This is a genomic window from Roseateles sp. (assembly GCF_039595295.1).
Lineage (GTDB): Bacteria > Pseudomonadota > Gammaproteobacteria > Burkholderiales > Burkholderiaceae_C > Roseateles.
Map to the genome: position 1 here is coordinate 47,491 of NZ_JBCNLU010000028.1, position 12,409 is coordinate 59,899.

A 12,409-nucleotide genomic window follows, 5' to 3' on the forward strand; every position below is an offset into this window, starting at 1 on the left:
CCAAGGGGGTGTCAAAAGTCTGCAAACTTTGCGGCCACGGAACCCGGCACCCCGGGCCCCGATATTGTTTTGCGCGACGCCCAAAGCGCCGTGGCAATGCTTAACACCTGTAGGAGTGTTTCGATGAACAAGCTGAACGCGGTGAGCCTGGCAGTCGCCGCCACCCTCGCGGCCGCGTCCTTCCCGGCGCTGGCCCAACAAGACCAATCCACCCTCGAGAAGGTCGTCGTGACCGGCTCGGCCATCAAGCGGATCGACGCCGAGACGGCCGTTCCCGTCACCATCGTGAAGATGGACGACCTGAAGAAGTCGGGCGTGACCTCGGTCGAACAGATCATGGCCAACCTGTCGTCGGTGCAGTCGTCGACCAATACGGCGCAGTCGATCGGATCGAGCAGCGGCGGCGCCTCCTTTGCCGACATGCGCGGCATCGGCGCCGACAAGACCCTGATTCTGCTGAACGGCCAACGCATCGCCAACAACGCGGTCGACGGCTCGGCGCCCGACCTGAACATGATCCCGTTCGCGGCGATCGATCGCATCGAAGTGCTGCGCGACGGCGCCTCCGCGCTGTACGGCACGGACGCGATCGGCGGCGTGATCAACTTCATCACCAAGTCCGATTTCCAGGGCGGCTCGATCACCCTGGGCGCGGACTCGCCCGAGAAGTCCGGCGGCAAGTCCCGCAACTTCAGCGCTGCCTACGGCTTCGGCGATCTGCAGAAGCAGGGCTTCAACCTGTTCGGCTCGATCTCGTACCGCAAGCAGGACGCCATCAGCGGCACCCAGCGCAACTTCAACCAGCGCATGCCTGGCGGCCTGTCGTACAGCACGGCGCCAGCCAACTACACGCAGGACAACGCGACCTTCTACAACCCGACGGGCGCGGCGTGCTCCGGCACGCAGATGATCAACTCGAACGGTGACTGCAAGCTGGTCACGTCGTCGTTCGTCGACTTCACGCCCAAGGCCGAGACCACCTCCGGTCTGCTCAAGGGCAGCCTGCTGGTCAACGAGAACCTGACACTGGGCGCCGAGCTGTTCGCAACCAAGAACTCCGTGACGACCTTCGTCGCCCCGGTCCCTTACGGCGGCTACGAGGTCAACCCGGGCACCAAGTACTACCCGACCCCGCCCGCAGGCTCCAACATCGACACCACCCTGCCGGTGCTGGTGTACTGGCGTGACTTCCCCAACGGCTCGCGTGGTCAGACCAACAAGAACGATCAGCAGCGCCTGATGTTCACGGCTGACGGCAACGCGCTGGGCTGGGACTACTCGGCCAACCTGTCCTACAACCGCAACAAGGTCGACCAGTACCTGGTCAGCGGCTATGCGGACGGCACCCTGATCGGCCAAGGTCTGGCCGACGGCACCATCAACCCCTTCGGCGACCAGGACGCCGCCGGCTCGGCGCTGCTGGAGAAGGCCGCGCTGAACGGTCTGCTGGAATCGGCCAAGGGCACGGTGACCAACCTGAACGCCCACGCCAGCCGTGAACTGGGCGACTGGTTCGGCGCCTCGCGCGCTGCTCAACTCGCCTTGGGCGTGGAACTGCGCCACGAGAAATTCAAGTCGGCCGCCAACACCGACTTCGCGAAGCTGGTGTCCGCCTCGACGGGTGTGGATCCCAACTCGAAGGCCGAAGGCTCGCGCAACGTCTACGCGCTGTACGGCGAGCTGAACGTGCCGGTGATCAAGTCCCTGGACATCACGGGCTCGGTCCGCTACGACAAGTACAGCGACTTCGGCAGCTCGACCAACCCCAAGGTCAGCTTCCGCTTCCAGCCGGTCAAGGAACTGCTGGTGCGCGGCTCGGCGTCGACCGGCTTCCGTGCTCCGACGCTGTATGAGCTGTACGGCAACCCGGCCTACACGAACACCGGCGGCAGCTACGCCAACCCGATCCTGTGCCCGGACGGTGTGAACGGCGCGCAATGCGACGCACAGTTCCAAGTCCTGCAATCCGGCAACAAGAACCTGCGTCCGGAGAAGTCCAAGACCGCGACCCTGGGCTTCGTGTACGAGCCGATCACCAACGCCAGCGTCGGCATCGACTTCTGGTGGGTCCACCTGAAGGACTCGATCGGCCAGATCCCGCAGTTCGCGCTGTTCAACAACTACTACAACTACCCGGCGCTGCAGCAGTACTTCCACCCGCTGCCCAACGGCACGCTGTCTCTGGGCAACGAATGCCCGGGCGACACCTGCGCCTACGTCGACCAGGCCTATCTGAACCTGGGCAAGGTCCGCACGAACGGCTTCGACATCAGCGCGCAGTACCGCCTGGCCAGCCCGATCGGCAAGTTCGACTTCGCGCTGAACAGCACCTACGTCGCCAAGTACGAGTTCCAGGACTTCAAGGACGGCTACTGGGTCCGCAACGTGGGCAACTACGGCGAGTCCGGCCCGGTCTTCCGCTGGCAGCACAACCTGACGACGAACTGGAGCTACAACGAGTTCGGCGCCGGCGTGACCATGCGCTACAAGTCGGGCTACGCGGACTTCGATCCGTCGTCGCACGCTCGCGTGCCGTCGTACACGACCTTCGACCTGTTCGGCAGCTGGGCTCCGCGCAAGGACCTGTCGCTGGTCCTGGGCGTGCGCAACCTGTTCGATCGCGAACCGCCGTTCACCAACCAGGACGATCTGTTCCAGGGCGGTGGCTGGGATTCGCGCTACGTCGATCCGACGGGCCGCGCGTTCTACGTCCGCGCGACCTACAACTTCTGATCCAGCCGGGATCCCAGAGCGGCTCGCCGCCTCCGGCCCGGACCATCGAAGCACACGAAGCCGGGAGGGGAGACCCTCCCGGCTTTTTTCGTCCGGGCCTCCATAGAATGACCGCCTCTCGCCATCCCTAAGAACCGCATCCATGTCCGTCGCGTCCACCCCGGTCCTGCCCGCGTCCTGCCAGGTCCTGATCATCGGCGCCGGCCCCGCCGGCAGCGCCGCCGCGCGCTGGCTGGCCCGCGCCGGGCTGGACGTGGTGATGGTCGACCAGCAGCCGCTGGGCCGCGACAAGACCTGCGGCGACGCGCTCATCCCCGATGCCCACAAGGCGCTCGAGCGCCTGGAGCTGCTGGAGCGCGTGATGGCGCGCGCCGAGCGCTCGACCCACGTCGGCTGCGTCGGCCCCAGCGGCGGCCGCATCGACGTGCCCGGCCATCTGGCCGTGCTGCCGCGCAAGGTGCTGGACGAGATCCTCAACCTCGGCGCCCAGGAAGCCGGCGCGCGCTTCATCGCGCCGGCCCGCTTCGAGGCGCCGCTGGAGGACGCGCAAGGCCGCGTGCGCGGCGCGCGCCTGCTGATCGACGGCCAAGCGCACGAGATCACCGCCGACTGGGTCCTGCTGGCCACCGGCGCCGTGCCCAAGGCCTTGACCGCCGCCGGCATGTGCGAGCGCCATACCCCCAGCGGCGTCGCGCTGCGCGGCTACGTCCACGCCCCGTCGATGGTGGGCGAGATCAAGGCGCTGGAAGTCGTCTGGTGCAAGCCGGTGCAGCCGGGTTACGGCTGGATCTTCCCGGCCCCGGACGGCAGCTTCAATATCGGCGTCGGCGTGACCGACAGCCACAAGGACATGGCCGGCAAGGGCCAGAAGAAGGACGTCAACCTGCGCGCCATCTTCGACGCCTTCGTCGAACACTACCCGCCCGCCAAGCGCCTGATGGCCGAGGGCACGCTGATCGGCGAGCTCAAGGGCGCCCCGCTGCGCTGCACGCTCAAAGGCGCGCGCTGGACCCGGCCCGGGCTGCTGGTCACCGGCGAGGCGGCGGGGTCGACCTACTCCTTCACCGGCGAGGGCATCGGCAAGGCAATGGAAACCGGTCTGCTCGCCGCCGAGGCCATCCTCGCGCAGCGCCCTCAGCAGAGCGGCACCGCGGGAACGCTCGCGGTCGACGACGATGCCCGCGTGCGCGAGCGCTACGAGCAGGGCCTGCGCGCGCTGCAACCCAAGTACGACCTCTACGAGCGCGGCAACCGCGTCAACCGCTTCCCCTGGCTGGCCGACCTGCTCATCTGGCGCGCCAAGAAGAGCGAACGCTTGCTGCGCCGCATGAGCGGCGTGCTCAACGAGACCAGCAATCCCGGGAACCTCGTCAGCCTCAAGGGTCTGACGCGTCTCTTCTTCGAGTGACCCGGGCCGGAGACCGCCATGTGCCAGCTCATGGGCATGAACGCCCGCCGACCGACCGATGTGATGTTCAGCTTCGCGGGCCTGGCCACGCGGGCCCATGAGCACAAGGACGGCTTCGGCATCGCCTTCTTCGAGGGCCGCGGCCTGCGCCACTTCGTCGACCACCACAGCGCGCGGGTCTCGCCGCTGGCCGAGCTGGTCAAGACCTATCCCATCCGCAGCGACGTGGTCATCGCCCACATCCGCAAGGCCACGCAGGGCGTGGTGTCGCTGGAGAACACCCATCCCTTCGTGCGCGAGCTCTGGGGCCGCTATTGGGTCTTCGCGCACAACGGCGACCTGAAGGGCTTCAGCCCGCGCCTGCATGCGGCCTTCAAGCCGGTCGGCCAGACCGACAGCGAGCAGGCCTTCTGCTGGCTGATGCAGGAGCTGTCCAAGGCGCACGCGCAGATGCCGGCCATCGAGGAGCTCAACCACACGCTGCGCGAGCTGCTGCCCCAACTCAACCGCCACGGCACCTTCAACATGCTGCTGAGCAACGGCCAGGCGCTGTGGGCGCACGGCTCGACCAAGCTGCACTACCTGCTGCGCCAGCCGCCCTTCGGCGCGGTGACGCTGCAGGACGAGGACCTGACCGTGGACCTCGCGGCCAAGACCACCGACGACGACCGCATCGCCATCGTCGCCACCGAGCCACTGACCCGCGGCGAGGCCTGGTGCCCGATCGAGCCCGGCACGCTCAAGGTCTTCGTCGGCGGCGAGGTGTTCTGCTGAACGCGCGCAGGCGCATCGCCGGGCGATGCCGATGGGCAGGCGCATCCACGGCCCCGATTGAATGGCGGCTGAATCGCGGCTGAAGGCCGGCTGAAGCCGCTCTGAAGCGCCGCTGAAATCCGATCGGCTCGCGCCCCCCGTCACCGCGCGGTCAAGCGCCTGAAGGCTTGCCGACAGATTTCTTCAGCATCCGCTCAGGCGCCCGGCTCACGCTGCGGGCATGCATGTTTCCTTCCATCCCGACGGCGATCGCGCGACGACCTGGGCCGCCGGCTCGGCCGCGCCGGCGATCCCCACGGCGAGCACCGCGAGCGCGCTGACCTCCGCCAGCAGCGCGCGCCTGAACCCGGGCGAGCGCCTGGCCGCCGCGCCCACGCTGTCCTGCATCGTCCCCGCCTACAACGAAGCCGCCAATCTGCGCGAACTCCTGCCGCGCCTGCGGGGGATGCTGGAATCCTGCGTCGCGGCCGGCCTGGGCGGCTGGGAGGTCCTGGTCGTCGACGACGGCAGCGCCGACGGCACGGCGGAGCTGCTGCGCCGCTGGAGCCTGGAGCCCGGCCTGCGCGCCCTCCGGCTGTCCCGCAATTTCGGCAAGGAGGCGGCCTTGAGCGCTGGCCTGGTCGAGGCGCGCGGCGATCTGGTGCTCATGATGGACGCGGACCTGCAACATGATCCGGCGCTGATCCCGTCCTTCGTCCACGCCTGGCGGCGCGGCGCCGACATGGTCTACGCGGTGCGCGAGCATCGTGACGACGAGGGCCCGCTCAAACGCTGGGGCAGCCGCGGTTTCTATGGGCTGCTCAATCGCGGCGCGCGTTTCGCGGTGCCGGCCGATGCCGGCGACTTCCGCCTGATGGACCGGCGCGTGGTCGACACGCTGCTGGCGCTGCCCGAGCGCAACCGCTTCATGAAGGGGCTGTACGCCTGGGTCGGCTTCACCACCACCGCCCTGCCCTACACGCCGGCCGCGCGCGCGCACGGCCACAGCAAGTTCCGCCCGTTGCAGCTGGCCCGCCTGGCGCTGGACGGCCTGACCGCCTTCACCAACTGGCCGCTGCGCGCGGTCAGCGCCTGCGGCATCCTGCTGGCCGTGCCGGCGCTGCTCTACGGCGCCTACCTGACGGTGCTCTATCTGCTCTACGGCCACAACGTCAGCGGCTGGACCACCATCGTCGTCGGGCTGATGCTGTTCTCCGGCCTGCAGCTGGTGTCGCTGGGCATCGTGGGCGAGTACATCGGCCGCATCTTCGAAGAGGTGAAAGGCCGGCCGCTGTACGTGGTCGGCGAGCGCTCGGGACAGGGCCTGCCGGAGCGTCGCGCATGAGCGCCGCGATCCGCATGCCGGCGCCGATCCCGCGCCGGGAGCTGCTGCTCGCGCTGCTGGGCGCGCTGGTCTGGCTCGCGTGGAGCGCGGGCCTGCGCGTGCTGGAGCTGCCCGACGAGGGCCGCTATGTCGGCGTCGCCTGGGAGGCGCTCCGCAGCGGGCAATGGCTGGAGCCGCTGCTCAACGGCCAGCCCTTCTTCCACAAGCCGCCGCTCTTCTACTGGATCACCGAGGCCGCGATGTCGCTGCTGGGCGCCAACGAGTGGGCTGCCCGGGCCGCGCCGGTGCTGGGCGGCTGGCTGGCAGCGATCTCGCTCTTCCTGCTGCTGCATCGCTGGGCGGGTGCGGCGGTCGCGCGCGTCGCGCTGGCGGTGCTGCTGGCGCTGCCGATGTTTTTCCTGGGCGCGCAGTACGCCAACCTGGACATGCTGGTGGCCGGCTGCATCAGCGCGACGCTGGCGCTCACGGTGGACGCGGTGCTGCGCCGCCGCGTCGGCCTGCCCTGGCGCGCGACGCTGCTCGCCGCCTACGCGTCGGCCGGCGTCGGCATCCTGGCCAAGGGCCTGATCGGCATCGTGCTGCCAGGCCTGATCGTCGTCGTGTGGCTGCTGGCGCTGCGCCGCTGGCGCGACATCCTGGCGCTGCTGTGGCTGCCCGGCATCGCGGCGATGCTGGCCGTGGCCGCGCCCTGGTATGCGCTGATGCAGCTGCGGCATCCGGACTTCCTGCACTTCTTCTTCATCGTCCAACACCTGCAGCGCTTCGCGAGCACCGGCTTCAACAACGTGCAACCGCTGTGGTTCTTCCCGGCGGTGCTGCTGGCCTTCCACCTGCCGGCGCTGCCGTGGTTGGCGCTGGGCTGGTTGGGGACGAAAGGCCGCCGCGCACGCGACGGACGGACCGTTGACAGTGCCATGGCCTCCGGCGTCATTGCGGGCACGACGACCACGACGAGCCATGGTCAGGCCCGTGCCCCCGCCGGTGCCCCACCACAGGCCGACGCGGACCTCGGCCACGACCCGCATCGCCTGATCCCGCTGCTGCTGGCGTGGCTGGCGGTGGTGGTGGTGTTCTTCTCGCTGCCGCAGTCCAAGCTGGTCGGCTACATCCTGCCGGCCGTGCCGCCGATCGCGGCGCTGACGGCCCTGGGCTGGCAGCGTCTGCTGCCGATGTCCCGGCTGATGCGTCGCGCCGGTCTCGCCACGCTGGCGCTGAGCGCGCTGGTCGGCGTCGGCATCGTGATCACGCTGGCGATCAGCCCGCATCGCAACACGCGCGAGCTGGCGCGGGATCTGGCCGCTTGGCGCGCCCAGGGCGAGCCCATCTTCTCGGTCGGCCGCTTCGACTACGACCTGCCCTTCTACGCGCGATTGCGCGAGCCGATCCTCGTCGCCGAGGACTGGAGCGATCCCGAGGTGCTGGCTCGCGACAACTGGCGCAAGGAACTGGCGGAGACCCGCGGCTTCGCACCTGGCGGCCAAGCGCCGCTGCTGATCGACGAGAAGACCTTGCCCGCCGCGCTCTGCGCGCATCCGGTGAACTGGGTGATCGCGGCCTCGCGCGACGCGCCGGGCACGCCGTGGCTGAGGTCGCTGCAGTCGGTGTCGACGCGTCGCGGCGTCTCCTTGTGGCGGGTGACGCCGGCCATGGTGGGCTGCCCGCGATGAGCCGCCGCGGTCTGTGTGTCTGCGCCGACGACTACGGCCTGCATCCCCACGTCAATGCGGCGGTGCTGCGCCTGATCGAGCATGGCCGCCTGCAGGCGACCGGCGCGATGGTCGGCGCGCCGGGTTGGCGTGACGGCGTGGGTGCCTTGTCGCGCGTGAAGCAGGCGGCGCCCGAGCGGCTCGATGTCGGCCTGCACCTGGACCTCACCGAGTACCCGTTGACGCTCGCCCCGCGCGGTCTGGCGGGCTGGTGGCTGGCCGGCGCCGGCAGCGAGGCCGCGCTGCGGATCGAGATCGCCGCCCAGCTCGACACCTTCGAATCGGCGTTGGGGCAAGCGCCCGACTACGTCGACGGCCATCAGCACGTGCACCAGTTCCCGCGCGTGCGCGACGCGCTGTTGGACGAGCTCTCGCGGCGCTATCCGGACCGCCGGCCCTGGTTGCGCTCGACGCGTCGCGGCACGGCCGGCTTCAAGCCGGCGCTGATCCAGTCGCTGGGCCAGCGCGGACTGGCGCGACGCGCGGCGCTGCTGGGCTTCCGCCAGAACCGCCGCCTGCTGGGCGTCTACGACTTCGACGGCGACACCGACCGTTACGCAGCGCGGCTGCGCGGCTGGCTGCACGTGAGTGGCGACCGCGACCTGCTCATGTGCCATCCGGCGCGAGGCCGGGTGCCGGGCGACGCCATCGCCGAGGCACGTTTGTGGGAACTCGAGGTCCTGGACTCGCCGCTGTTCGACGCCGAGCTGAGCCGGCTGGGCATCGCGGCGGCGCCGATGAGCCGTCTACTGGCGGCGACGCCGGTGTCCGCGGGACCGGCCGCCATGCCCGCAAAGCCCCGCCAGCACGGGCCGCGCGGGCCGCAAGCCTGATGCCATCGGGCCCGCGCCGCCCGCCCGCGCGGCGGGACCGGCCAATCGTCGCCGTCTACTGCCATTCGCCGCATTCGAGGGGGGTGGCGCGAGGCCTCGCCTAGACTCGGCGCCATGATTTCTCCCAGCGCCTCGCCCGACGCCGCCCGTTTGGACTGGACCCAGTGGATCTTTCCGGGTCCGAGGCGCGTCTTCACCGAGGCCGAGATCCTGCGCACCGGCCTGGGCCGCTGGTCCACCGGCATCGACTGCTACGTGATCAGCAACGTGCTGGTACTGGTGCTGGTCTTCTATCCGGCCCTGCCGCGCGAACTGCTGCTGGTCATCCTCATCGGCGCCCTGGCAATGGCGGCCCTGGGACTGGCGGTGGGACGCATGCTCTGGCGCCAACCCTCACGCACCCGCTTCAACGGCGCCGCCGTCGCGCTGGGCGTGCTGATGGTGATGGTGACGCTGGCCATGACCAAGCTGGGCCTGCGCGATCAGGCCCGCGATCTGCTGCCATTCATCGCCGGCGGCATGACGCTGATGGTGTCGTCCTGGTGGTTCCTGACGCTGTACCGCACGCAGCAAATTGGCGCGCGGCTGGCGGAACTCGATGCCCAGGAGGAGCGCGTCGCGATGGCGCAGCGTCTGGCGACCGCGCAGATCCAGCCGCACTTCCTGTTCAACACCCTGGCCTCGCTGCAGCATTGGGTCGACACCCGCGACGATCGCGCCGGTCCGATGCTGCGCTCGCTGACGCGCTATCTGCGCGCGACGCTGCCGATGTTCGAGCGCGACCGGTTGCCTCTGGAGCAGGAGTTGCAGATCGTGCGCAGCTACCTGGACATCATGCAGGCGCGGCTGGGGCAGCGGCTGAGCTGGTCGCTGGACGTCGACGAGGCCGCGAAGGACAAGGTCGCCGGCGCCAGCCTGCCGCCCGGGACGCTGCTGACGCTGGCGGAGAACGCGATCACGCACGGCATCGAGCCCAGCCTGCGCGGCGGCCACATCGCGGTGCGCGCGTGGCTGCACGAGGACCGGTTGCGGCTGGAAGTGCAGGACGGCGGCCAAGGCCTGCGCGCCGGCGCCTGCGAGGGCCTGGGGCTGGGCAACACCCGCGAGCGGCTGCGCGCTCAGTTCGGCGAGAGCGCGCGACTCGGCCTGGAGCCCGCGCCCGACGCCGCACCGGGTTGCCTGGTCTGGATCGAAGTGCCCGCCGTCGCCGCCGAATGAATGCCGCCTGAGGTCGGAGCGTTCCGCTCGCGCCCCCCCCACGAACAAGACCACCGCCCGGGAGACCCCATGACGACGAAGATCCGCACGCTCATCGCCGATGACGAGGAAGGTCCGCGAGAACAGTTGCGCGCCGCGCTGGCGCGCCTGGCGCCGGAACTGGAGATCGTGGCGGCGAGCGTCAACGGCGTCGACGCCTGGGACGACTGCCTGGCCTTCGAGCCGCAGCTGTGCTTCCTGGACATCCGCATGCCGGGGCTGTCGGGCATGGAGGTGGCGCAGCGGCTGGCGCAGCTGGCCGAGCCGCCGCAGGTCGTGTTCGTCACCGCTTACGGGGATCACGCGCTGTCGGCCTTCGAGGCCGGCGCGGTCGACTACGTCATGAAGCCGGTCGAGGACGCGCGCCTGCAGCAGTGCCTGCAGCGTCTGCGTCAGCGGCAGGCGATCGCGGAGTCCGATCACGGCGCGGACGGCAACGCGGTTGCGGGCGCTAGTGCGAGTTCGATCGCGACCGCCATGCCCGCCGGCACCTTGGAGCTGCTGCGCCAGCTGCTGCCTCAGCAACGCACGGTGATGCGGCCGATCCAGGCCAGCCAGGGGCGCGAGATCCAGTTGATCGCGCCGGAGGACGTGCTCTTCTTCCAGAGCGACAGCCGCTACACGCGCGTCGTGCACCGCGACGGCGAGGCCTGGATCCGCACCGCGTTGAAAGAACTGCTGACCGAGCTCGATGCCGAGATCTTCTGGCAGGTGCACCGCTCGGTGCTGGTCAACAGCCGCTTCATCGCCAGCGCCACGCGCGTGGACGAGAACACGATGCAGATCTCGCTCAAGGGCAGCGAGGAGAAGCTGCCAGTGTCGCGGCAGTTCCAGGGTCTGTTCAAGGGCCAATGATGCGGAGCGCGCTCACGCTCGCGGTAATGGGCCTCCTGGCGCTGACGACCGGCGAGGCGGGCGCCAAGGTCACGCGCATCGTCATCGACGAGGTCTCGCCGCTGATCGGCGAGCAGCGCGGCTACGAGCGCATCCGGGGCCGCGCCTTCGGCGAGCTGGATCCGGCGGACCCGCACAACGCGGTGATCACGGACATCGCGCTGGGCGCCGATGCGGACGGCAAGGTCCGCTACGAGACGAACTGGGTCATCACCCGACCCGTCGGCGCGAAGCGGGCGAGCGGCTTCCTGTGGCACGACGTGCCGAATCGGGGCGGCGAGGTCCAGCTGCAGTCCGGCGAGATCGCGGCCGGCGACATCGGCCTGCGCAGCGGCTGGCAGGCCGACAACGCCGGCGGCACCGCGGTGCCGCGCGCGCGGCCGGAAGCGGCCCGCAATCACTACGTCCGCGTGCCGGTGGCACGCGTCGACGGCAAGCCGGTCACCGGTCGCGTGATGGCGCGCATCGTCAATCGCGCCGGGGTGGCGTCGCAGCCGCTGCTGGTGCAGGGCAATCCGGTGCCCTATCTGCCGGTGTCGCTGGACACGGCGGGCGCGACGCTGACGGTCCATTCGAAGGAGACCGTCGATGGACAGGTCACCGTCGAGCGCGTCGTCGATCCCAAGGACTGGGCGTTCGCGCGTTGCGACGCGTCGCGGCCCTTCCCCGGCAAGCCGATCGATATCGATCCCTCGCGCGCGCCGGCCAACCTGCCTATCCACGTCTGCTTGCGCGGCGGCTTCGAGGCGGGCAAGGTCTATCAGCTGGTCTACACGGCGGGGAACGCGTATGTCCTCGGCGTGGGGATGGCGGCGTTCCGCGATGTCGGCGCCTTCTTCCGCTACGCGCGGAAGGACGACGTCGGCACGCCGAATCCGATCGCCGGCCAGGTGCGCGGCAGCGCGATTCGCGGGGTCTCGCAATCGGGGAACATGGTCCGGCAGTTCCTGTTCATGGGGCTGAATCAGGACGAGGCGAATCGCCGCATCCACGATGGCGCCTGGGCCATCATCGCGGGACGCCGCGTCGCGGCGAATGTGCGATGGGCGCAGCCGGATGGCGTGCTGGAGCTGTTCCAGATGGGCAGCGAAGGGCCGCAGTGGTGGACCGACAAGGCCGACACGGCGCGCGGACTGCCGGCGAAGGGACTGCTGACGCGATGTACCGCGAGCGGGACTTGCCCGAAGGTGTTCGAGCATTTCGGCGCGGCCGAGGTGTACGCGCTGAAGCTGTCGCTGGAGTGGGTGGGGTCGTCGGCGGATGAGGATCTGCCGCTGGGGGAGAACGTGCGGCGCTATTACGTCGCCGGCAGCCCGCATGGCGGCGGCGCGGGCGGGTTCAGGCATGAGGGGCAGGGGAAGGGGAAGGGGAAGGGGTTCAGCTGTCCGGGCAACAACTTCGGGAGCGCGACGCTGGCGGCGAATCCGGTGCCGCATCGGGAGATCCGGAATCTGCTGAGCGAGGCGATGCGGGATTGGGT

General features: G+C 69.7%; 9 protein-coding genes. All 9 read left to right on the forward strand.

Translation table 11 applies throughout. The features are described 5' to 3' along the window. Positions 1 to 123 precede the first annotated feature (123 nt). On the forward strand, positions 124 to 2,733 hold the full coding sequence (locus ABDW59_RS18245) for a TonB-dependent receptor (RefSeq protein WP_343631659.1): 2,610 nt from the start codon (positions 124 to 126) through the stop codon (positions 2,731 to 2,733). Positions 2,734 to 2,875: 142 nt separating this feature from the next. After that, positions 2,876 to 4,141, forward strand: a complete 1,266-nt coding sequence (locus ABDW59_RS18250; RefSeq protein ID WP_343631661.1) for a geranylgeranyl reductase family protein — start codon at positions 2,876 to 2,878, stop codon at positions 4,139 to 4,141. A gap of 18 nt (positions 4,142 to 4,159) precedes the next feature. Beyond that, positions 4,160 to 4,915 (forward strand): class II glutamine amidotransferase, encoded by a 756-nt coding sequence (locus ABDW59_RS18255; RefSeq protein ID WP_343631663.1) that lies wholly within the window; start codon positions 4,160 to 4,162, stop codon positions 4,913 to 4,915. Between the two features lie 220 nt (positions 4,916 to 5,135). Continuing rightward, positions 5,136 to 6,239 (forward strand): glycosyltransferase family 2 protein, encoded by a 1,104-nt coding sequence (locus ABDW59_RS18260; protein ID WP_343631665.1) that lies wholly within the window; start codon positions 5,136 to 5,138, stop codon positions 6,237 to 6,239. Continuing rightward, positions 6,236 to 7,906 (forward strand): glycosyltransferase family 39 protein, encoded by a 1,671-nt coding sequence (locus ABDW59_RS18265; RefSeq protein WP_343631667.1) that lies wholly within the window; start codon positions 6,236 to 6,238, stop codon positions 7,904 to 7,906. Before ABDW59_RS18260 ends, ABDW59_RS18265 begins: the two co-directional genes overlap by 4 nt. Continuing rightward, the gene (locus ABDW59_RS18270; protein WP_343631669.1) at positions 7,903 to 8,778 is read left to right on the forward strand and encodes a ChbG/HpnK family deacetylase; all 876 of its coding nucleotides are present in this window, start codon (positions 7,903 to 7,905) and stop codon (positions 8,776 to 8,778) included. Before ABDW59_RS18265 ends, ABDW59_RS18270 begins: the two co-directional genes overlap by 4 nt. 114 nt (positions 8,779 to 8,892) lie before the next feature. After that, the gene (locus ABDW59_RS18275) at positions 8,893 to 9,996 is read left to right on the forward strand and encodes a histidine kinase (protein WP_343631671.1); all 1,104 of its coding nucleotides are present in this window, start codon (positions 8,893 to 8,895) and stop codon (positions 9,994 to 9,996) included. A 69-nt stretch (positions 9,997 to 10,065) separates the two neighbouring features. Next, positions 10,066 to 10,890: a LytTR family DNA-binding domain-containing protein gene (locus ABDW59_RS18280; RefSeq protein WP_343631673.1), complete on the forward strand. Its 825-nt coding sequence runs from the start codon at positions 10,066 to 10,068 to the stop codon at positions 10,888 to 10,890. After that, positions 10,890 to 12,409 (forward strand): alpha/beta hydrolase domain-containing protein (locus tag ABDW59_RS18285; protein ID WP_343631675.1); only part of this gene is annotated, 1,520 nt, incomplete at its 3' end. The genes ABDW59_RS18280 and ABDW59_RS18285, both read left to right, overlap by 1 nt.

Excerpts from the sequence above, each read along its gene's own strand:
- ABDW59_RS18255 (WP_343631663.1), top strand. The coding sequence starts at position 4,160 with ATGTGCCAGCTCATGGGCATGAACGCCCGCCGACCGACCGATGTGATG.
- ABDW59_RS18275 (WP_343631671.1), top strand. The coding sequence starts at position 8,893 with ATGATTTCTCCCAGCGCCTCGCCCGACGCCGCCCGTTTGGACTGGACC.
- ABDW59_RS18245 (WP_343631659.1), top strand. The coding sequence starts at position 124 with ATGAACAAGCTGAACGCGGTGAGCCTGGCAGTCGCCGCCACCCTCGCG.
- ABDW59_RS18250 (WP_343631661.1), top strand. The coding sequence starts at position 2,876 with ATGTCCGTCGCGTCCACCCCGGTCCTGCCCGCGTCCTGCCAGGTCCTG.
- ABDW59_RS18280 (WP_343631673.1), top strand. The coding sequence starts at position 10,066 with ATGACGACGAAGATCCGCACGCTCATCGCCGATGACGAGGAAGGTCCG.
- ABDW59_RS18270 (WP_343631669.1), top strand. The coding sequence starts at position 7,903 with ATGAGCCGCCGCGGTCTGTGTGTCTGCGCCGACGACTACGGCCTGCAT.
- ABDW59_RS18265 (WP_343631667.1), top strand. The coding sequence starts at position 6,236 with ATGAGCGCCGCGATCCGCATGCCGGCGCCGATCCCGCGCCGGGAGCTG.
- ABDW59_RS18260 (WP_343631665.1), top strand. The coding sequence starts at position 5,136 with ATGCATGTTTCCTTCCATCCCGACGGCGATCGCGCGACGACCTGGGCC.